This is a genomic window from Comamonas sp. MYb69, from assembly GCF_037479315.1.
Classification (GTDB): domain Bacteria; phylum Pseudomonadota; class Gammaproteobacteria; order Burkholderiales; family Burkholderiaceae_C; genus Comamonas.
Genome location: NZ_JBBGZG010000001.1, coordinates 358,611 through 379,082 on the forward strand (window position 1 = coordinate 358,611; position 20,472 = coordinate 379,082).

The 20,472-nt window shown below is 64.7% G+C and carries 20 protein-coding genes; 15 read left to right on the forward strand and 5 right to left on the reverse strand.

The features are described from left to right. The 3 genes from WH303_RS01560 (at position 1) to WH303_RS01570 (ending at position 4,279) form a co-directional block, all read left to right on the forward strand. Entirely contained in the window at positions 1 to 1,014 is a 1,014-nt protein-coding gene (locus tag WH303_RS01560) for an ABC transporter ATP-binding protein (RefSeq protein ID WP_339516434.1), read from the forward strand. A 20-nt stretch (positions 1,015 to 1,034) separates the two neighbouring features. Then, positions 1,035 to 1,937: an ABC transporter permease gene (locus tag WH303_RS01565; RefSeq protein WP_339516436.1), complete on the forward strand. Its 903-nt coding sequence runs from the start codon at positions 1,035 to 1,037 to the stop codon at positions 1,935 to 1,937. Positions 1,938 to 2,284: 347 nt separating this feature from the next. After that, a complete protein-coding gene (locus WH303_RS01570) occupies positions 2,285 to 4,279 on the forward strand; it encodes a BCCT family transporter (RefSeq protein ID WP_239645056.1) in 1,995 nt (664 codons plus the stop codon). A gap of 466 nt (positions 4,280 to 4,745) precedes the next feature. Here the strand turns inward: WH303_RS01570 and WH303_RS01575 are convergent, their stop codons facing one another. Then, positions 4,746 to 4,931, reverse strand: a complete 186-nt coding sequence (locus WH303_RS01575; RefSeq protein ID WP_339516438.1) for a hypothetical protein — start codon at positions 4,929 to 4,931, stop codon at positions 4,746 to 4,748. Here WH303_RS01575 and WH303_RS01580 point away from each other — a divergent pair. From WH303_RS01580 to WH303_RS01610, 7 genes are all read left to right on the forward strand, one after another. After that, positions 4,930 to 6,543 (forward strand): amidohydrolase, encoded by a 1,614-nt coding sequence (locus WH303_RS01580; protein ID WP_339516441.1) that lies wholly within the window; start codon positions 4,930 to 4,932, stop codon positions 6,541 to 6,543. The two genes, WH303_RS01575 and WH303_RS01580, sit on opposite strands and share 2 nt — an antisense overlap. Positions 6,544 to 6,580: 37 nt before the next feature. Then, positions 6,581 to 6,775 carry a DUF2905 family protein gene (locus tag WH303_RS01585; protein ID WP_021028510.1) on the forward strand — a complete coding sequence of 65 codons (195 nt, stop codon included), beginning with the start codon at positions 6,581 to 6,583 and terminating at the stop codon, positions 6,773 to 6,775. Positions 6,776 to 6,927: 152 nt separating this feature from the next. Next, complete coding sequence (locus WH303_RS01590; protein ID WP_339516444.1) at positions 6,928 to 7,953, forward strand: ABC transporter ATP-binding protein; 1,026 nt, start codon at positions 6,928 to 6,930, stop codon at positions 7,951 to 7,953. 77 nt (positions 7,954 to 8,030) lie between these two features. Next, positions 8,031 to 9,329: an ABC transporter substrate-binding protein gene (locus WH303_RS01595; protein ID WP_339516446.1), complete on the forward strand. Its 1,299-nt coding sequence runs from the start codon at positions 8,031 to 8,033 to the stop codon at positions 9,327 to 9,329. An 84-nt stretch (positions 9,330 to 9,413) separates the two neighbouring features. Continuing rightward, positions 9,414 to 10,313 (forward strand): carbohydrate ABC transporter permease, encoded by a 900-nt coding sequence (locus WH303_RS01600; protein WP_021028506.1) that lies wholly within the window; start codon positions 9,414 to 9,416, stop codon positions 10,311 to 10,313. Continuing rightward, on the forward strand, positions 10,310 to 11,143 hold the full coding sequence (locus WH303_RS01605; protein ID WP_021028505.1) for a carbohydrate ABC transporter permease: 834 nt from the start codon (positions 10,310 to 10,312) through the stop codon (positions 11,141 to 11,143). Before WH303_RS01600 ends, WH303_RS01605 begins: the two co-directional genes overlap by 4 nt. 36 nt (positions 11,144 to 11,179) lie before the next feature. Beyond that, positions 11,180 to 11,578 (forward strand): VOC family protein, encoded by a 399-nt coding sequence (locus WH303_RS01610; protein WP_021028504.1) that lies wholly within the window; start codon positions 11,180 to 11,182, stop codon positions 11,576 to 11,578. Between the two features lie 43 nt (positions 11,579 to 11,621). Here WH303_RS01610 and WH303_RS01615 read toward each other — a convergent pair whose 3' ends face one another. Next, on the reverse strand, positions 11,622 to 12,773 hold the full coding sequence (locus WH303_RS01615) for an agmatine deiminase family protein (RefSeq protein WP_445228243.1): 1,152 nt from the start codon (positions 12,771 to 12,773) through the stop codon (positions 11,622 to 11,624). A 150-nt stretch (positions 12,774 to 12,923) separates the two neighbouring features. On the opposite strand from WH303_RS01615, the gene WH303_RS01620 reads away from it, so the two are divergent. The 3 genes from WH303_RS01620 (at position 12,924) to WH303_RS01630 (ending at position 15,506) form a co-directional block, all read left to right on the forward strand. Beyond that, on the forward strand, positions 12,924 to 13,790 hold the full coding sequence (locus tag WH303_RS01620; RefSeq protein WP_021028502.1) for a LysR family transcriptional regulator: 867 nt from the start codon (positions 12,924 to 12,926) through the stop codon (positions 13,788 to 13,790). Positions 13,791 to 13,874: 84 nt separating this feature from the next. Then, positions 13,875 to 14,510 carry a TetR/AcrR family transcriptional regulator gene (locus WH303_RS01625; RefSeq protein ID WP_021028501.1) on the forward strand — a complete coding sequence of 212 codons (636 nt, stop codon included), beginning with the start codon at positions 13,875 to 13,877 and terminating at the stop codon, positions 14,508 to 14,510. Between the two features lie 288 nt (positions 14,511 to 14,798). Then, the gene (locus WH303_RS01630; protein ID WP_021028500.1) at positions 14,799 to 15,506 is read left to right on the forward strand and encodes an SDR family oxidoreductase; all 708 of its coding nucleotides are present in this window, start codon (positions 14,799 to 14,801) and stop codon (positions 15,504 to 15,506) included. A gap of 23 nt (positions 15,507 to 15,529) precedes the next feature. Here WH303_RS01630 and WH303_RS01635 read toward each other — a convergent pair whose 3' ends face one another. Both WH303_RS01635 and WH303_RS01640 read right to left on the reverse strand, forming a co-directional pair. Continuing rightward, the gene (locus WH303_RS01635) at positions 15,530 to 16,054 is read right to left on the reverse strand and encodes an AAA family ATPase (RefSeq protein WP_021028499.1); all 525 of its coding nucleotides are present in this window, start codon (positions 16,052 to 16,054) and stop codon (positions 15,530 to 15,532) included. Between the two features lie 179 nt (positions 16,055 to 16,233). Further along, positions 16,234 to 16,689, reverse strand: a complete 456-nt coding sequence (locus WH303_RS01640) for a GNAT family N-acetyltransferase (RefSeq protein WP_021028498.1) — start codon at positions 16,687 to 16,689, stop codon at positions 16,234 to 16,236. Between the two features lie 119 nt (positions 16,690 to 16,808). On the opposite strand from WH303_RS01640, the gene WH303_RS01645 reads away from it, so the two are divergent. Together WH303_RS01645 and trxC are read left to right on the forward strand one after the other, a co-directional pair. Then, a complete protein-coding gene (locus WH303_RS01645) occupies positions 16,809 to 17,681 on the forward strand; it encodes an endonuclease/exonuclease/phosphatase family protein (RefSeq protein WP_339516459.1) in 873 nt (290 codons plus the stop codon). Positions 17,682 to 17,749: 68 nt separating this feature from the next. Further along, a complete protein-coding gene (trxC, locus tag WH303_RS01650; protein WP_021028739.1) occupies positions 17,750 to 18,187 on the forward strand; it encodes a thioredoxin TrxC in 438 nt (145 codons plus the stop codon). Positions 18,188 to 18,274: 87 nt separating this feature from the next. Here the strand turns inward: trxC and WH303_RS01655 are convergent, their stop codons facing one another. Continuing rightward, the gene (locus WH303_RS01655; RefSeq protein WP_339516465.1) at positions 18,275 to 20,212 is read right to left on the reverse strand and encodes a PhoX family protein; all 1,938 of its coding nucleotides are present in this window, start codon (positions 20,210 to 20,212) and stop codon (positions 18,275 to 18,277) included. Positions 20,213 to 20,472 lie beyond the last annotated feature (260 nt).

Below are 20,472 nucleotides of genomic sequence, written 5' to 3' on the forward strand. Positions count from 1 at the left end.
ATGCGCTGGCCCCACGTTTTTGCGCAGGAGGGTGATGTTGCGCTGTCGCGCGGCAGCTGGCTGCGCAGCGCCGCCGAGCCCTATGCCAGCCTGGCCGAGGCCGAGCTGGCCGACCGCCTCATCAGCCGTGCCCCGCCCATCCCAACATCGGCACCCAGCCAGAGCTTGCACAGCCAGGCTGCGCAGGCGGGCAGCGCCTTGCTGGAGGTCGACCAGGTCAGCATCGACTATGTGACCGACGAGCGTGTGCTGCGTGCCACCCACCAGGTCAGCCTGCAGGTGCATGCGGCCGAGCGCTTTGTGCTGCTGGGGGCGTCTGGTTGCGGCAAATCGACCCTGCTCAAGGCCATGGCCGGTTTTGTGCCGGTCAGCGAAGGGGCGATCCGCCTGGCTGGCCAACCGGTCGAGGGCCCCGGGCCGGACCGGGTGATGGTGTTCCAGGAGTTTGACCAGCTGCCGCCTTGGAAGACGGTGCGCGAGAACGTGATGTTCCCGCTGCTGGCCTCGCGCCGCTGCAGCAAGGCCGAGGCGCGCGAGCGCGCCGATCTCTACCTGGACAAGGTGGGGTTGAGCCGCTTTGCCGATGTGCATCCGCACCAGCTGTCAGGCGGCATGAAGCAGCGCGTGGCTATTGCCCGTGCGCTGGCCATGCACCCGCAGGTGCTGCTGATGGACGAGCCCTTTGCGGCCCTCGATGCGCTGACGCGCCGGCGCATGCAGGAAGAGCTGCTGGCGCTGTGGGACGAGCTGCGCTTCACCTTGGTCTTTGTCACCCATTCGATCGAGGAGGCGCTGGTCGTGGGCAGCCGCGTCGCCATTCTCTCGCCCCACCCGGGGCGGCTGCGGGCGGAGATCAACGCCCATGCCTTTGGCCTGGCGAGCGGCGGCAGCGCCGAGTTCGAGGCCGCGCACCAGCGTATCCACCGGCTGCTGTTTGACGAAGACCGCGCTGGCGCCCCCGCCGCCGCCGACCCCGGCAGCAGCGCAGCCACCGGCTTGCGCCGCGTGGCCTGACACGAGAGAAGAGACCCGCTATGGCATCCACCCCCCTGACGGCCTGGCCTGGCGCTGCCAAGGCCCTGCCACCCCTGCGGCCCGAGGCCGAATACCCCCTGCCCGATGCCCCGGCACACCTGGCGGTGCGCCGCTTGCCGCTGGCCAAACGCTTGCTCCAGCATCCGGCCTTGCGCAAGGCCCTTATTTTGGTGGTGCTGGCCCTCCTGTGGGAGCTGGCTGCGCGCTGGCAGAACAACGACCTGCTCTTGCCCACCTTCAGCCAGACGGCAGCGACCTTGCTGCGCGAGCTGGGCAATGGCGCGCTGCTGGGCAAGGCGGCGATATCGCTGGGTATCTTGCTGCAAGGCTATCTGCTGGGTGTGGCCGGGGCCTTGCTGCTGACGCTGCTGGCGGTATCGAGCCAGTGGGGGCGCGATGTGCTGACCACCTTGACCAGCATGTTCAACCCCCTGCCGGCGATTGCGCTGCTGCCACTGGCCCTGCTGTGGCTGGGCCTGGGGCAGGCCAGCTTGCTGGCGGTGCTGGTGCATTCGGTGCTGTGGCCGCTGGCGCTGGCCACCTATGCCGGTTTTCAGTCGGTGCCCGAGACCTTGCGCATGGCCGGCCGCAACTATGGCCTGCGCGGCGCGCGCTATGTGCTGCAAATCCTGGTGCCAGCTGCGCTGCCGTCCATCCTGTCGGGCCTCAAGATTGGCTGGGCCTTTGCCTGGCGCACCCTGATTGCTGCCGAGCTGGTGTTTGGGGCGTCGTCGGGCAAGGGCGGCCTGGGCTGGTACATCTTCCAAAGCCGCAACGAGCTCTATACCGACCAGGTATTTGCCGGGCTGGCCCTGGTGATCATCATTGGCCTCTTGGTCGAGAACCTGGGCTTTCACCCGCTGGAGAGGGTCACCATCAAGCGCTGGGGTGTGCAGCGCTGATGCGCTCACCGGGCTGCGGGCGCTGTGGTCGCATCCCAACAAGCGCAGCGGGCCAGCAGGGGCGCAGCTGTAGGACTGTAGCGATTGTTGAAGATTGCCGGCTTGTCAAAATAGCATTTTTGCAATCATTTATTGCATACTGATAGGTTTTGCAGTGCCTGATCATGCCCATTGGGGGCCGGAGGGCTGCTGCTGCGCGCCTGTGACGGATGGGGCGTGCTCCCAACACGGGTAGACCTATGACCAATTCTTCTTCTGATACTGCGCTCTCGCCAGAGGCCGGCGCAGCGGCCCCGGAGCCCGCTGCGCAGACGCCGCAGGAGCCGCAGGCGAGCCAGCGCTCGACCATGTCGCTGCCGGTGGTGGTGCCTGCACTGCTGGTGCTGGGCGTCCTGCTGCTCGTGTGCGTGCTGGCGCCTGATGCCGCAGACCGCCTGTTCTCGGGCGCGCAGCGCTGGGTGGTGGCCAGTTTTGACTGGTTCTATGTGATGGCGCTCAGCGCCTTCTTGCTGTTTTTGGTGGTGCTGGCAGCCAGCCGCTATGGCGATATCCGCCTGGGCCCCGATGACGCCAAGCCGGAGTTCAGCTTTGTCTCCTGGTCATCGATGCTGTTTGCCGCCGGCATGGGCATTGGCCTGATGTACTTTGGCGTGGGCGAGCCGCTGCAGCATTTCCTCAACCCGGCCACACAGGAGCCGGGCACGCCCGCTGCCGCGCGCGAGGCGATGGAGGCCACGTTCTTCCACTGGGGCTTCCATGCCTGGGCGGTCTACGGCACGATGGGCCTGGTGCTGGCCTATTTCGGCTTTCGCTACAACCTGCCGCTGACGATGCGTTCGGGCCTGTACCCGCTGCTGCGCGAGCGTATCAACGGCCCCATTGGCCACGGCGTCGATGCGTTTGCGCTGGTGGGCACCATTGCCGGTATTGCCACCACCTTGGGCTATGGCGCGCGCCAGATCGCCGCCGGCATCCACACCTTGACCGGCTGGGAAACCGAGACCTCCGGGTTCCTGGTGGCCGTCATCGTCGTGGTGGTGACCCTGGCCAGTCTGTCTGCGCTGCTGGGCGTGGACAAAGGCGTGCGGCGCCTGAGCGAATTCAACATGCTGCTGTCGGTGCTGCTGCTGAGCTTTGTCATCATCGCCGGCCCCACCGCGCATATCTTCAAGGCCTTGAGCGAGAACATCGGCAACTACCTGCAGGGCCTTATCGGCATGTCGCTGCGCACCTTCGCCTATGCGCCGTCGCGGGAGGAGGGCTGGTTTGGTGGCTGGACGATCCTGTACTGGGCCTGGTGGGTGAGCTGGTCGCCCTTTGTCGGCCTGTTCATCGCGCGTATCTCGCGCGGCCGCACGGTGCGCGAGTTCGTCATCGGCGTGCTGCTGGTGCCCACCGCGTTCAACCTGCTGTGGATGACGGCCTTTGGCAACAGCGCGATCTGGACCGACAGCCATGTGGCCGCTGGTGCGCTGGCGCAGACCGCCACCAATGTGGACGCCTTGCTGTTCCGCTTCTTCGAGTACCTGCCCTGGGTCAAGCCGGTGTCCTGGCTGGCGGTGCTGCTGATTGGCGTGTTCTTCATCACCTCGGCGGACTCGGGCGCGCTGGTGGTCAACTCCATCGCTTCGCGTGGCAACAACGAGGCGCCCGTCTGGCAGCGCCTGTTCTGGTGCGTGTTGCTGGGCCTGACCTCCATCGTGCTGCTGCTCGCCGGCGGCCTGGGTGCCCTGCAGGCGGTCACCCTGGTGACCGCCTTGCCGGTGGCCTTCATCATGCTGGTGCTGTGCGTGGGGCTGTGGCGCGGCATGGTGGCCGACCTGGCCCATTACTCGCCCGATCTGGCGCCCGCCACCAACTTCTGGAGCGGCCAGCACTGGCGCAAGCGCCTCGAGCAGATCGTGCACCAGCCGCACAAGGACGATGTGCAGCGCTTTCTGAGCACCACCGTGCTGCCTGCGATGAACGAAGTGGCCGCAGAGATGCAAAAGCGGGGCTTGCAGGCGCATGTGCAAGACAGCCTGGAGGGCGATGCCGACAGCGAAGCACGCCTGGTCGTGCCGGTCGAGCAGCTACGCGACTTTGTCTATGGCGTGCGCGCCGTGCGCCGCACCATGCCCACGTTCACAGTGCGCGAGAGCGCCGGCAGCAACGCGCGCCGCTACATGTATGAGCCGGTGACTTTCTTCGAAGATGGGCGCTCGGGCTATGACGTGCAGTACTTGCGCAGCGAGGAGCTCATCGCCGATATTCTCCGCCAGTACGAGCGCTATCTGTCCCTCAGCGCAGACAAGCGAACGCAAATGCTGAACCGGGCTCCAGGGCATACAGACCCGGTGTAAATGTTCTTCGCTGGCCACCTTCGGGTGGCTTTTTCTTTTTGTGGTTTGTCTGGTTATGCGTTGGGGGGTGAATGCTCTGGCGGTGCTTTCTTTGGCTGGGGCGTTGGTAGTCTTCGTTTTTAGGTGGCGATATGGGCGCGTAGGCTTTGTTGCGGTGGCTTGCCATACAGGCGTATTGTCTGCGCCCCCGACGTCGCGCCTACGCGCCCATCTCGCCATTGGATGTGGCGGTTCGGGTGCTGCGCTCGCTGCTTGGGTGGTTGTTTTGAAGTCCAATGCGGTGGGTGATTGGCTGTGGCGAACCTTTGCCCTGGCGATGCTGTTTTTGGCTGGGGCGCTGGCAGTCATCGTTTTGGGGTGGCGATATGGGCGCGTAGGCTTTGTTGCGGTGGCTTGCCATACAGGCGTATTGTCTGCGCCCCCGACGTCGCGCCTACGCCCCCATCTCGTCATTGGAGTTGGCGGTTCAGGCGCTGCGCTTGCTGCTGGGGTGGTTGTTCTGAACAGCCGCATTCAATATTTGGCCTTGGTGCTGCGCTTGCTGCTTTGCTGATGGCCTGGAACATCCGGTGCAGCGGTTTGCTGGGTGGTTCTTGCAATCGCCGACAATGGCGGCTTCTTTGCCGCCTTTGCTTTTTGCAGCCTCTGTCATGCCTTCTTGTCTGTTCACCAACGCCCATGTTTTTACCGGTCGCAGCGAGAGCGATTTCGCCTCGGCTTTTGTGGTCGCAGACGGCAAGATTGCCTGGGTGGGGCATGTGGGCGATGCGTCGCAGCCGGCGGCCGACCAGCAGGTGGATTTGCAGGGGCGCACAGTGGTGCCGGGCTTTATTGATGTGCATACGCATCCCACCTTTTTGTCGCAGATCGTCGATGCAGTGCCTTGCACGGTGCCGCTGGTTGAAGACATTCCGGGGCTGATTGCGGCGTTGAAGAGCCACCCCAAGGCGGGGCTGGGGCCCAACGACTGGATTGAGGGCTGGGGCTATGACGAGTCCAAGCTGAAGGAAGGGCGCACGCCCACGCGCCATGACCTGGATCTGGTATCGACCACGCAGCCGGTCTATGTGGGCCGCTCCGACTGCCATTCGGGCATTTGCAACAGCCGCGCGCTGGCGCTGGCGGGCATTGGCAAAGAGACGCCCGACCCCATCGGCGGCCACTTTGGCCGCGATGCCGATGGCACGCCCAATGGCGTTTTGACCGAGCTGGCGGCCAACAGCGTGGTGCAGCGCGCCAAGGCGGTGCTGGACTATGCGCAGGCGGTGGGGAGCCTGGCGCGCACCTCGCAGCGCTTCAGCGAGCGCGGCATTGTCGCGGTGACCGACATGATGGCCTTCACCCAGCCCTTCCACCACCTCGATGTCTACCGCGATGCTGCCCAGGCCGGCTTCAAGCAGCAGGCAGCGCTGTATTTCTCCTGGGAGCCTTGCAAGGGCGATTTGCTTGCGGGGCTAGAGGCCGCGCAAAAGGAGGGCCGCATCAAGATCGCCGGCATCAAGCTGTTTGCCGATGGCTCCATCTCCGGCAAGACGGCCTGGTGCAGCTGCGCCTACAAACATACCGGCAGCCTGTTTGGCATGTCCTTGCTCAGCAGCGCGGCACTGGCGCAGGCCTATGCATGGTCAGTGGCCAACGGCGCGCAAATGGCCGTGCATGCGATGGGCGATGCGGCCCTGCAGTTGGTGATCGACTTCTTTGCCGATAAAAAGCCCTGGCTGCCTGCGGGCGTGCCTTCCGTGCGCTTGGAGCATGCCACCTTGCTCAAGCCCGCGCAGATCGCGCAGATGAATGCGATGCCGATGCAGTGGGGCGTGGCCACGCAGATCATCTTCATGTTTGCCGAGTACGAGGCCTATACCGAGAACCTGGTTGATTCCGAGTTTGACCAGTCCTACGCGCTCAAGACCTTCTATGACGAGATCGGCCATGTGGCGCTGTCGTCCGACGCGCCGGCCACCACCTGGGCCGATCCGGACAATGTCTTTGTCTCCATCCAGGCTGCCGTGCAGCGCCGCGCCTACAACGGCGCCCCCATTGTGGACAGCCAGGCGCTGACGGTGCCCCAGGCCCTGCTGCTCTACACCGCACGCGCTGCCAGCCTGTCGCCTTTCGAGGGCCAACTGGGCCAGATCGCCCCCGGCTTTGAAGCCAGCTTTGCGGTGCTGGACCGCGATATCTTCACCGTGCCGGTTGCCGACATTGGCAGCCTGCGTGTGCAAGCCACCTGGATTGCCGGCGAGCAGGTCCACTGCGCCGCATGATGACTTCGCCACCCATTCACCTGCCGGAGGCGCTGCGATGATCCGCTGGCTGATTGTCATTTTCCTCGCGCTGCTGCTGCTCAACGGTTTTGCCGCGCTGCTGCGCAAACTGGGGCTGGGGCGGCTGCCAGGCGATTTCGAGATTCGCCTGTTTGGCAGAACCCTGTGGCTGCCGATTGCGACGACGGTGGTGCTGAGCCTGCTGGCGGCCGGGATTGCGCGCTGGCTGTAAGCCCAGGGAGCGCCGACCACTGCTGCACCGCAGCATCTGTCATGGTTGTAAGCAAATCTCGGGGGTGGATAGACCGATCGCCCCTGCAGCGCCTTGTCAGCTAAGGGAAAGCTTGTAAACAAATTGTCACCGTGCTTTCATACACTGGCGCGATGTCAAGCATTGAGTTACGGCAGGTTGCCAAATCCTGGGGCAGCACCACGGCGCTGCATGCGGTCGATCTGCAGATCGCGCCGGGCAGCTTTTGCGTGCTGCTGGGCCCCTCGGGCTGCGGCAAATCGACGACCCTGCGCATCATTGCAGGGCTGGAGACGGCCAGCGCCGGCCAGGTGCTGATTGGAGGCCGTGATGTGACGCAGCTGCCGCCAGCGCAGCGCGGCATTGCGATGGTGTTCCAGAACTATGCGCTGTTTCCGCATCTGTCGGTGGCCGAGAACATGGGCTTTGGCCTGGCAGTGCGCAAGGTGCCCAAGGCCGAGGCCGACAAACGTTTGAAGGATGCAGCCGGGCTGCTGGGCCTGTCGCATCTGCTGGAGCGCAAGCCAGGCCAGCTCTCGGGCGGCCAGCAGCAGCGCGTGGCGCTGGGCCGGGCCCTGGTGGCCCAGGCCCATGTCTGCCTGATGGACGAGCCGCTGTCGAACCTGGACGCGCAGCTGCGCCAGGAGATGCGTGCCGAGCTGCGCGAGCTGCAGCAGCGCCTGGGGCTCACGGTGGTCTATGTCACCCATGACCAGACCGAAGCGATGAGCATGGCCGACCAGGTGGTGCTGCTGCACCAGGGCCGGGTCGAGCAATGCGCGACCCCGCGCGAGATGTATGCCCGCCCAGCCAGCCGCTTTGCCGCGCGCTTTATTGGCACGCCGGCGATGAACCTGGTCCAGCTCAGCGGTGGCGCCATTGCCGGCAGCCAGGTGCAGGTGGCGGCGCCGGCCGGTGCTGCTGCGCTGGGCCTGCGGCCTGAGGCCGTGCAGTGCCTGGCTACCGAAGGCGTGGATGCGCAGGTGAGCAGCCTGGAATACCTGGGCGCCGATACGGTGCTGCGCTGCGCGATTGGCAGCGAGCAGATCACGGTGCGCGCACCCGGCCAGCAGGCAGTGGCCGTGGGGCAGGCGCTGCGCCTGGCCTGGCGCGCGGAGGACATGCATTTCTTCGATGCCCATGGCCAGCGCATGGCCTGAGGCACGCAACCCCTTTTCTTTGACTGAGCTGTTTGTGCAGCGCCTGCGGGCAGGCGCATAACCCGAGGAGTGATTCCGTGCAACGCAATATCTTTTTGAAGACCCTGGCCGCATCGGCCGTCGCCATGCTTGGCCTGGGCGCCGGCCTGGCGCATGCCGCCGATCCGCTGGAAGTGCCTTTTTACTACCCCGTGGCCGTGGGCGGCCCGATCACCAAGGTGATCGACGGCTATGCGAATGACTTCAACAAGGCGCATCCGCAGTACAAGATCACGCCGATCTACGCGGGCACCTACCAGGAAACCATCGTCAAGGCGCTCACTGCCAACAAGTCGGGCAAGGCGCCGGCCACCTCGGTGCTGCTGTCGACCGACATGTTCACCCTGATTGACGAAGACGCGATCGTGCCGATCGACGACTTTGCCAAGACCGATGCCGACAAGGCCTGGCTCAAGGGCTTCTACCCTGCCTTCATGGCCAACAGCCAGACGGGTGGCAAGACCTGGGGCGTGCCTTTCCAGCGCTCCACCGTGGTGATGTACTACAACAAGGACGCCTTCAAGGAAGCCGGCTTGGACCCGAACAAGGCCCCCGCCACCTGGAAGGAGCTGAGCGAGGCGGCCAAGAAGCTCACCAAGAAAGACGCCAGTGGCAACGTCACCCAGTACGGCATCCAGATCCCGTCGACCGGCTTTGCCTACTGGATGCTGCAGACCCTGACCACCCCCAATGATGTGCTGCTGGCCAACGAAGCGGGCACCAAGGTCAGCTTCGACAACCCCAAGGTGATCGAGGCGCTGGACTACTGGGTCAACCTGACCAAGGAAGGCGTGCACCCCAAGGGCGTGATCGAGTGGGGCACGACGCCCAAGGACTTCATGGAAAAGAAGGCCGCGATCATCGTTACCACCACCGGCAACCTGACCAATATCAAGGCCAACGCCAAGTTTGATTTCGGGGTCGGCCAGATCGCCGGCCATGTGCGCAAGGGCGGCTCGCCCACCGGTGGCGGCAACTTCTACATCTTCAAGAAGGCACCCAAGGAGCAGCAGCAGGCCGCTTTCGAATTTGCCAAGTGGGTGACCCAGCCCGAGCGCGCTGCGCAGTGGAGCATGGACAGCGGCTATGTGGCCGTATCGCCCGCCGCCTATGACACGCCGATCCTGAAGCAGTACGGCCAGGATTTCCCGCAGGCCCTGGTGGCCCGCGACCAGCTGCCCGTCTCGGTGGCCGAGTTCTCCACGCATGACAACCAGCGCGTGACCAAGGTGCTGAACGACGCCGTGCAGGCCGCGCTGAACGGCACCAAGACCTCGGCGCAGGCGATGAAGGATGCGCAGAAGGAAGCCGACCGCATCCTGCGCAGCTACCAGTAACGTCCCCACCCGGCATGGCCTGCTTGCAGACCATGCCGGGCCAGGGTTGGGCAAGGCCCCAGCCCGGTTGAGAGAACCCAACGCATGAGCGCCTCTTCCTCGTCCATTGCCGGCAGCGGCCAGCGCAGCATCCACGCCTGGCTGCTGCTGCTGCCTGCGCTGGTGCTGCTGGTCGCCTTTACCCATTGGCCGGCCGTGGCGACCTTCATCGACAGTTTTTATTCCACCCCCAAGGGCGCGCGTGCAGCGGTGTGGGTGGGCATCGAAAACTACCAGGCGATGGCCGATGACCCGGTGTTCTGGCAGGCGGTGCGCAACAACCTCTGGTTTGCGGCCGCCACGATTCCTGCCTCCATCGGCCTGGCGCTCTTGATGGCGGTCTGGGTGAATGAGCGCATCGCAGGCCGCACTTTTGTGCGCATGGCGTATTTCACACCCACGGTGCTGCCGATGATTGCAGTGGCCAATATCTGGCTGTTCTTCTACACGCCGCAGTACGGCCTGCTGGAGCAGGTCACCGGCGCGCTGGGCCTGCCCTCGCACAACTGGCTGGGCAGCCCGTCGACCGCGCTGGGGGCTATCACCTTGGTGGCGGTGTGGAAGGAAGCGGGCTTTTTCATGATCTTCTACCTGGCGGCGCTGCAAACGCTCAACCCGAGCCTGAAGGAGGCCGCCGCCATTGAGGGCGCATCGCGCTGGTACTTTTTCCGCCGGGTGCAATGGCCGCTGCTGATGCCGACCACGGTGTTTGTGCTGGTCAATGCGGTGATCAATGCCTTCCGCCTGGTCGACCATGTGTTTATCCTGACGCGCGGCGGCCCGGACAATGCCACCACCTTGCTGCTCTACCACCTCTATGAGGTGGGCTTCAAGTTCTGGGATACGGCCTATGCAGCGGCCATCACCGTGGTGCTGGTGGTGGTGCTGTCCAGCGTGGCGCTGTTCCAGTTCTTTGTGCTGGACAAGAAGGTGCACTACCAATGAGCCGCAGCCAAGCCCCTGCCGTCATCTACCGCCACACCTGGCTGGACACCTTTGCCGCCTGGCTGCTGGCGCTGCTGTGGATCTTGCCGCTGGCCTATGCGTTCTGGACCGCCTTCCACCCCAGCGACTACGCGATCCGTTTTGACCTCGGCGCCCCCTGGACCTTGCAGAACTTCCGCAAGGCCTGGGATGCGGCGCCGTTTGCGCGCTATTTTCTGAACACCAGCTTGCTGGTGGCCCTGATCCTGGCGGCGCAGCTCGTGCTGTCCACCTTGGCGGCCTTTGCCTTTGCACGCTACCAGTTCCGGGGCAAGAACATCGCCTTTGCGCTGGTGCTGGTACAGCTGATGATCATGCCCGACATCCTGCTGGTGGAGAACTACCAGACCATGGCCCGGCTGGGCCTGGTCGATACCTTGTTTGCGATTGGCCTGCCGTACTTTGCCTCGGCCTTTGCGATCTTTTTGCTGCGCCAGACCTTTATGGGCATCCCCAAGGAGCTGGACGAGGCCGCGCGTGTCGAAGGGGCCAGCACCTTGCAGATTCTCTGGCGCGTCTATGTGCCGCTGGCCCGGCCGGTCTACACCGCCTTTGCGCTGGTGTCGGTGAGCTTTCACTGGAACAACTTTCTCTGGCCGCTGATCATCACCAACAGCGTGGAATCGCGCCCGCTCACCGTCGGGCTGCAGGTGTTCTCCAGCGTGGAGCAGGGCGTGGACTGGTCCACCATCACCGCCGCCACCTTGATGACCTCGGCGCCGCTGCTCGTCGGCTTTATCCTGTTCCAGCGCCAGTTTGTGCAGAGCTTTATGCGGGCAGGGATCAAGTAAAAACGCTAGAGTGGCGCTTTTTGGGGAGGTGTGTCTATGGCTGCAACGGGCTTGGCTGGCGTGGTTCTGTATGGCAAGGATATCGAGCGCTTGGCGCAGTTCTACACGCAGGTGCTGGGCCTGCGCGAGCAGCACCGCGAATCGGGCTGGGTGGTGCTGGCAGCAGCGGCCTGGCAGCTGGAGTTGCATGCGATCCCAGCCCATATCGCCGCGCGCATGACCATCACCGCGCCGCCACAGCGGCGCGAGAATGTGGCGCTGAAGTTCTTTGCGGCTGTCCCTTCACTGGCCGATGCGGGCGCTGTGGCAGAAAGCCTGGGCGGTGCGCTGCTCCAGGACGCCTGGGCCGGGCCGGGCTTTCGCGCTTGCAATGCGATGGACTGCGAGGGCAATGTGTTCCAGCTGCGCGAGTTGACGTCCGCTGCTGCCCAGTAACGGGTCACACCGTCCCCGCGGCCTGCTGAGCCGCAGTTCCCGCTCAAGCCGGTTGCTGCTGCGTGGTGCAGTGGATGCCGCCGCCGCCCGCCGCGATGGCATCGATATTGAGCTGCACAATCTCGCGCCCCGGGAACTGTTCGCGCAAGAGGGCGCGGCTGTTGCGGTCAGCGCGGCTATCGCCAAACTCCGGGCTGATCACTGCGCCGTTGCAGACGTAAAAATTGATATAGCCTGCCGCAAAATCCTTGTTCTCGTACTGCGGCCGGACCTCGTCAGGCCCCGGCATGCGCAGCACCTGCAAGGGGCGGCCCTGCGCGTCCGTCGCCTTGCGCAAGATGGCCAGGTGGCGCTGGGTGACCGCATATTCTGGCGAGGACCTGTCATTGTCCACACCGGCAACCACGACCCCGGGCGCGCAGAAGCGGGCATAAAAGTCGGTGTGGCCATCGGTGATGTCGTGGCCGGCAATGCCGGGCAGCCAGATGACCTTGTCGATCCCCAGCACCCGCTGCAATTCCTGCTCGCACTGCGCCTTGCTGAGGCCGGGATTGCGGTTGGCGTTGAGCACGCAGCTCTCGGTGATGATGGCAGTGCCCTGGCCATCCACTTCGATGCCGCCGCCTTCCAGGACCAGGCTGCTTTTCAGCAAGGGAACCCCTGCCGTACCGGCCACAAAGGCCGCGACCTGGGCATCGTTGCGGTGGTATTGCTTGTTGCCCCAGCCATTGAAGTTGAAACCGACCCCGGCAAGCCCGCCGCCTGCCTTCTTCACAAATACCGGGCCGGTGTCCCGCATCCACAGGTCATCGATGTCTTGCACCAGCAGTTTGACCTTGCTGCCGCACAGGCGCGCGGCCAGGTCGTAGTCCTGGGCGTTGACCAGCATCTGCACCGGCTCCATCTGGGCAATGGTCTGGGCAATCAGCGCCAGGTTGGCCTGTGCGCCCGCCTTCAGCCGGCGGCCCCAGATCGCGTCACTGGCACCAAAGGCCATCCAGGTGGCAGCATGGCGCTCGCCTTCATCGGGCATGCGCCCTTGGCTGTCTGCAGCGGGCGCTGACTGCGCTGGCATGCCCACCGCGCCTCCGGCGACCAAGGTGGTGCCGGCCGAGAGAAATTGTCGTCGTTGCATGGTGTTGGCTCCCATGGGGTCGTTCGCGCCATCGCGCATCACATCTGGACCTGTCTTCATCACTTTTCCAATGGCTCCTGTTCGGAGCCGTTGCGTTGCCGAATATTCGGACGAGGTCGCATTGTGTATCGCGGTAGGTATGAGATCAAATGATAAGATTTGCGCTTATTCATTAATATATCTCATATGTCAGAGCCACGTCTCCCGTCCTTGAAGCTGTTGATGGGGTTTGAGGCCGCCGCCCGGCATGGCAGCTTTTCACGCGCAGCCGATGAGCTGCATGTGACCCAGTCTGCGATCAGCCACCAGGTGCAGCAGCTCGAAGCGCAGCTGATGCAGCCGCTGTTTCGGCGTGCAGGGCGCGGTGTGGAGTTGACCATCGCAGGCGAGGTGCTGCTGCGCAGTGTTCAGCGCTCGCTCACTGTGCTGCGCAGCGGCGTGGATCGCATTGGCACCTACCTCGATCCGAGCCTGGTGTCCCTGGTCTGCCCCGCGCCGCTGTTGCGCGGCTGGCTGCAGCCCCGGCTGCCCGAGCTGCATGCGCTGCTGCCCGGGCTGAGCCTGGTGCTGTCGGCCGACGAGAGCGCCCGCTTTGTCGATGAGATCGATGTGGACATTGCCATCAGCCGCAGGCCGCTGTTGCAGCCGGGCTTGCAGGATCAGCCCCTGCTGCAGGACGAGTGGCTGCTGGTGGCCGATGCGGGTATCGCCCAGAAGCTGGGCTGCATCCCTCACGAGCAGCACCACCTGCATGCCGATCTGGTGTGCCTGGAAGAAAGCCTTAGCTCCGAGGCCACGGCGCCGCTTTTTCTGGGGCCCCTGGCGCAGTTTCGCAAGCGCGCCATGTATGACGATGCGCGGCTGGTGCTCGATGCCGTGTTGGCAGCGCAAGGCATCGCTTGCCTGCCCAGCCTGTTGCTGGAGGGCAGCCTGGCAAATGGGCGGCTGCAGATGCTGCCAGGCTACCCGCGTGTGCCGGGCAGCACCTGGTGGCTGTCGGGCGTGGCTGGGCCTGCCCGCTCGGACATGGTTGCGCAGGTCTTCCAATGGCTGGGCGCGCAAGGCCAGCCACGGTGACCGGGGACAGGGCGCTGCCTGCAGCTTGCTGCGCCGGCATCGCGCGGCATTTACCCTGCAATGCGCAGGGCCTGAAAATTATGTATGATGAGTGTCATGCGAAATGATACTTCCAACACCCGGGCTGCGGCCAAGCAAGCGACGCATGATCGCATTGTGTCCGTTGCCGCGCGCGCTATCCGCCGCAGCGGCTATGGCGGCACGGGGGTGGCCGACATCATGAAAGAGGCGGGCCTGACGCATGGGGCCTTCTACGCGCATTTCGCCTCGCGCGAGGCGATGCTGGCAGAAGCTGCCGGTCTGGCGTGTGCCGAGTCTGCTGCCGTGGTGGCCGAGGTTGCGGCCCAGGCGCCCCCTGACCAGGCCTGGGACGCCCTGCTGCGCGCTTACCTCTCGAAAGCCCATGTGCAGCATGCCGAGCAAGGCTGCCCGCTGGTGGCCTTGGGCTCGGAGACCGCACGCCAGGCACCGGAAGTGCGCCGCCTGACCACCCAGCACATCAAGGGCATGGTGGACCTCATCGCCCGCCAATCGCCCGATTGGGGACAGGCGCAAGCGCATGAGCGTGCGATGGTGGCCTTGTCCACGATGGTGGGCAGCCTGTTGCTGGCCCGTGCGGTGGACGACCCGGCGCTGTCGGACAGCTTGCGCGAAGCGGCGCTCCAGCATCTGCTGCCCGCCGATCGGGCAGCAGATCTTACGCCCGGCAGCAGCGCCTAGCAGCGCGCTGCTTTTTTTTGATTTTTAATATGATGAGCATCATGCGAAATGCAGCCGTGCAAGCGTTGGTGCCAAATCGCCCTGGCAAAAAGAGCTGGCCGCTGCGCGCAGTTGCGCGAGTCCGCAGCGCTGATCGGGGCGGGTGCTCCGCCCGGTGGCAGATCTTGTTTTCGCCTTTGAATGCACCCCTGACGCACTGGCCTCTGCTGTGGCCGGTGATGCCAGGGGAAAAGTCCCCATCCAGCGCCCGTGCGCGCTTCTTCAACCTCGTTCAATCTGGAGATTTCCATGAAAATTGCTAACGCTGTCGTTCTTGTTTCAGGTGCCAACCGTGGCATTGGCCAGGCCTTTGTGCGCGAGTTGCTTGCCCGCGGTGCCCGCAAGGTCTACGCGGGTTCCCGGGATCCCGCCAATATCAGCCCGCAAGCGGGGGTGCATCCGCTGCGGCTGGATGTCAATAAGCCCGAGGACGTGGCGGCAGCTGTGGCGCAGGCGCCCGATGTGACCCTGGTGATCAACAACGCCGGCATCGCGCAGACGGGTGGTTTTCTTGCCGAGGACAGCGAAGCGGTGGCTCGCCGCATGTTCGAGACCAATTTCTTCGCGGTGTTGCGCATGAGCAAGGCCTTTGCACCAGTGCTGGCGGCCAATGGTGGTGGTGGCTTGCTCAATGTGCTGTCGATTGCCTCCTGGGTGAACGGCAGCGATCTGGCCGCCTATTCGGCGAGCAAGTCCGCCGCCTGGTCGCTCACCAACTCGCTGCGCTACGAGCTGGCTGCCCAGAAAACGCAGGTGCTGGGCCTGCATATGGCCTTTGTCGATACCGACCTGACTCGGGGGCTGGATGCCCCCAAGTCCAGCCCGGCCGATATCGTCCGCCGCACGCTCGATGCGCTGGAAGCTGGGCTGGACGAGGTGCTGGCCGATGACCTGACGCAGCAAGTCAAGCGCGGGCTGGCGGCAGACCGGCCGAGCTACCTGCCGCAGCGCGCTTGAGGCTGGGTGCTTGGCCGTGCGTATCAGCCGTGCAGCACCAGCGCAAAGCCTTCCGCCGCTGATGGCGCGACAAAGTGCTGGCTGATCAGCTCAAACTGCGCATCGCTGGTTTCAAACGGATGCTCGCCCGACGCATTGCGCGCCCGCAGGCGGCGCTTGCATTCCTCGTCGGGCAGCTGCAGCCAGTGCAGCGCATGCGGGGCCCCGGCTGCCTCAAAAATGCGGCGCGCCCAGGTGCGGGTGGCGGGGGTGTTCGATGGGAAATCCAGCACCACCGACGTGCCGGCCTGGAGCAGCGACACAATATGGGACTGCATCGCGCCGCGCAGCCTGGCGGACAGCCGGACATAGTCCTGGACCGAGACCAGCGCATCCGGGTAGAGCTGGGCAAGCCAGGCGTCTTCGCTGACCAGCACCGTGCGGGGCTGTGCGGCGAGCTGCCGGGCCAGGCTGGACTTGCCGGAGGCGATCTTGCCGCAGAGCAGGTGCAGGGTGCCGGTATCGGTGTCTCTATCGGCGAATGTGTCAGGCGCTTGGCTGGTGTTCATTCCATCTCCTTGGAGGAAACCCCAGAGACGGAAAACCCACCTCCAGGGTGGGTTGCATGCTTGCGTGGCCGCGCGCTATCCCACCGTCGGTATGACGATGCGAATAATTCGGGGGCTGGTGCACAGGGCCATCAGCGCAATGTAGCAGACGCCAGGCCAGCGTGCAGCGCTGCGCGCCCTCAAGAGCGCCGCTTGGTCAGGCGGATATCGCCGTCGCCCACATCGCGCTCATCGCCCCAGCCCAGGTGGCGGTAGAGGCGCGCTGCGCGGCTGGTTGTGGCCGTCTCCAGCCAGGCCGCCTCATGCTGCGCCAACAAGGCCTGCTCGCAGGTCCGGCACAGGGCCGTGCCCAGGCCCCGGCCTTCGCGGTCGCTGCGCACAAACAGTGCAAACAGGCAGGCGCTGTCCAGGTCCACCATCGCGAAGCCGGCGACCTCGCCATCGATGGTGGCGACCCAGGCGCAAGAGGCGCTGCGAATAGCCTCGGCAATGGACTCGGGCGTGACGCTGGCGGCGGCCAGCTCGTCAAGGGTCATGCGGTTTTCCGTGACTGCCAGGCGCACCTGGAACATGGCCGCTACATCGCCCACGGTGGCGGGGCGGATCTGAAAGGAATCTGCTTGGTGGTTGGGCATCGCCCGACTATAGAGGCGCCGGGTCTGGCTTGGGGCGCTGACACGAAAAATGCCGGACCCCTGCTGCACAATGGCAGGCGATGGCGCCAGCGGGCGCGGCTATCCACAGAGTTTTCCACATGCAAATACTGAGCTGGAATGTGCAATGGTGCTGCGGCCTCGATGGCCTGGCCGATCCGGCGCGCATGGTGCGCCATGCGCTGGCGATGGGCGAGGGTGCAGGCGCGGGCACGGGCGGCATCGATGTGCTGTGCCTGCAGGAGGTGGCCGTGGGCCACGGCGCGCTGGCGGGCGCGCCGGGTGACCAGGTGGCGCAGCTGCAGGCGCTGCTGCCGGGCTGGCAGCTGTTTTTTGCCGCCACCACCGATGGTTTTGATGCCAGCGGCCAACGCCGCAGCTTTGGCAATGTAGTGGCCAGCCGCCTGCCGGTGGCCGAGGTGGCGCAGCACCGCCTGCCCTGGCTGGCCGAGGCGGGGGTGGTCAGCATGCCCCGGGGCTGCCTGGTGGTGACGGTGCGCGACCCGGCGCTGGGCTTGGTGCGGGTGATGTGCACGCATCTGGAGTACCACAGCGCGAGCCAGCGCATGGCGCAGGTGCAGGCGCTGCGGGCGATCCATGCCGAGGCGCTGGCACAGCTGCAGGCGCTGCCCGCTGCGGCATCGGCGGCCACGCCCTACACCACGCCGGTGCACACGCCCCATGCGGTGCTGTGTGGCGATTTCAACCTGCACGCCGGTGAGCCCGCCTATGCCGCCCTGGTCGCAGCCCAGGCCGATGGATCCGCGCTCTGGCATGACAGCTGGCCCTTGCTGCACGGCAGCGCGCCGCAGCCGCCCACCTTCTGCCTGTTTGACCGCACCTGGGGGCCCGCGCCGGTGGCCTGTGATTTTGCGCTGGTCAGCGACAGCCTGCGCAGCCATGTGCGGGCCTGGCACAGCGACAGCGCCACGCAGCTGTCCGACCACCAGCCGGTACTGTTGACACTGGCTTGAAATATGCGGCACCGGCCTGCAACTGGCGTGTGCATCGCTGCCTATGATGGGCAGCAGGAGAGTGCCCCATGACCGAAGACAGCCTGCACATTGTGTGCCCCCATTGCCATACCACCAACCGCGTGCAGCGCGCGCAGCTGGCCCAGCAGCCCGATTGCGGCAGCTGCCACCAGCCTTTGTTCACCGGCGAGCCGGTCGCGCTCGATGCCGACAGCTTTGCCAAGCAGCTGGGGCGCAACCACATCCCCGTGGTGGTGGACTTCTGGGCGCCCTGGTGCGGCCCCTGCCTGCAGATGGCACCCGGCTATGCGCTGGCCGCCAAGCAGCTCGAACCCCGGCTGCGCTTTGCCAAGCTCGATACCGAGGCCTATCCGCACGTCGCCCAGCCCTTCAATATCCGCAGCATTCCGACCATGGTGGTGTTCAAGGGCGGCCAGGAGGCGGCACGCATCTCTGGTGCGCTGCCGCCCGGCGAGATCGTGCGCTGGCTGCAGTCGGTTTTGTAAACGCACTGCCCCACGAAAAAATGCCATCCGTCTGGATGGCATTTTTTTGTTGTGAAGCGAGCGCGCGAGTGGCCACGCGCTCTGTGCTTACAGCTTCACCGCTTGCGGGGTGCCGGTCAGGTAACCCACCGAGGCGCCAAACTTGTTCTTGTAGTTGGCGTTGATCAGCGGATCGAGCTGGTCCTTGATCTTGGCGTGCAGCGCGCTCCAGTCACCAGGGTGCTGGAAGTTGCTCATGATGTAGGTCCAGCCGTTGGCTTCGTCCACCGCGTGCAGACCGGTGGATTCGGCGCCCGCAGGCGTCGACAGGATGCGCGAGAGCTGCTTGGTGTCGGCGTTGTAGGCCCACAGGAAGTTGTTCACGTGGTTGCCGCTGTCTTCGCCGATGAACAGGGTGCGCATCTTTTCGGAGAACTTCAGGTTGTCCGGGCTGGCGATCTTGTCGGGGTTGGAGGTGTTGCCCAGTGCGTCTGCGGCAATGTCCTCGCCCATCATCAGCATGTGCGATTGCTGTGGCACCCATTCGCTGTTGATGGTGGAGCCCTGGCGGTCCTTGATGCCGCCGCCCAGGTTGTGGGCCAGCACGCCGCCGGCCTTCACGGTCTTGGGGAAGGTCACGTTGTGCTTGGCATTCCAGGCCTTGTCACCGTTGATCATCGAGGTCTGGATGTTGGCCAGTGCCGAGTAGGCCACCTTGTCCTTGATGTTGACGGTGGTGCCTTCCATCTTGGTGAAGGCCATCGAGCCGCCCACCAGGTTGGCGTAGCGGTGGGTTTCGAGGAAAGCGGCCGCCTTTTCCATGCCGGGCTTGAGCTTGAGCCAGGCGGCCTTGCCGTCCAGGAACACCGCGGTGTAGCTGGCATCCTGCGGGTCGGTGGTCAGCGACTCCATGATGTCGGCCGGCTTGAGGCTGTTCGCCAGCGCTTCGATCTCGGCGCTGGTGGCGTGGCCCAGGTGGATCCACTCCATCTTGGCGGTCGAGGTGTCGGTCAGCACGTCGGTGTAATGCGCGACGTACAGGTTGCCGGCGGACAGGTCTTTTTCCTTGTCGGCCACGAACATGAACAGACCACCGTTGGTGTAGTCATCGCCCATCAGCGCGGTGCGGTTGTCGGGCATCACATGGATCAGCTCGTGCGAGATGCGACCCAGGCAGTAGTGCTTCTTGACCGTGCCGGTGCCGTCCTTATTGACGGTGATCTCGGGCAGGTGGCCGTAGTGGTAAGGGTTGGCTGTGGTTTCGTTGCCGTACACATGCTTGCTGAAGGCCTTGAACTGGGCCGAGCTGGCCGCGGTGAAGGCATCGGGTTCGTACTCTTCGCTGGACAGGTGGGTGTTCCAGGGCGAGAGGCTGGCGCCGCAGGTGATCCACAGACCGTGGGCCTTGGACATGTCGACGTTGTGGTACTTGACCAGGCTCAGCTTGCCGGTGTCCTGGTCCTGGTCCAGGGTCAGCACGGCGATGGGCGAAGGCAGGGTGCCGTAGGCATCGGCGCCCGACAGGTCCTTGGAGGTGTACTCGAATTGCACCACGGCAAACACGGGCTTGCCCTTGACGCCGTCGACCTTGGCATCGGCGACCTGGATGATCGAGGAGCCATCGGGGCAGTCGGAGAAGAAGTGGCGCTCGCTGCCCGCCACAGACTTGTCCATGATCGGCTGGTTGTTGATGTCATAGTAGCCGCCAGCCAGGATCTTGCCGCCCTTGCCGTCTGCCACCATGTCGCCGGTGACAAAGAAGGATTCATAGGCCAGCGCCACTTCGCGCTTGCTGTCATCGGCGTAGAGGATGGTCATCACCGCCGTGGTCGAGGTCGTCGCCATCGCTGCGGGGTTGGTCAGGTTGGGCGCTGCCATGTTGGAGAAGCTCACCGACTTGAACGCGGCCGTAGGGCCATCGTCATCACCACCGCCGCCGCAGGCGGTCAGCAGGCCTGCTGCAGACAGGGAGCCGGACAAGGGCAGCAAAGGTGCGCTGCCCAGAAATTGCAAAAGACGGCGACGCGAGGTCAGCACTGCGCTCATATCGGTAACTCCGTGGGGTGTTATGTGGTGTTTGGATGCACCACAGAGGCCCATGAGAGATCCGGGCCAACATACTCTGTGGTGCGCAGCGAGTATCGGCGGCGCCCATGGCAGAGGCATGACGTTGTTGTGTCGTTTTTATGACGATGCGCGCGGGGCGGGCTGCCGTCTTCAGCCGCCAAATGGCGCCGTTGCGGCGATGTGTGACGGGCGTTGCTGGACGGTTTTCCGAGGGCGGCAGAGCCTATCAGAGGCCGGCG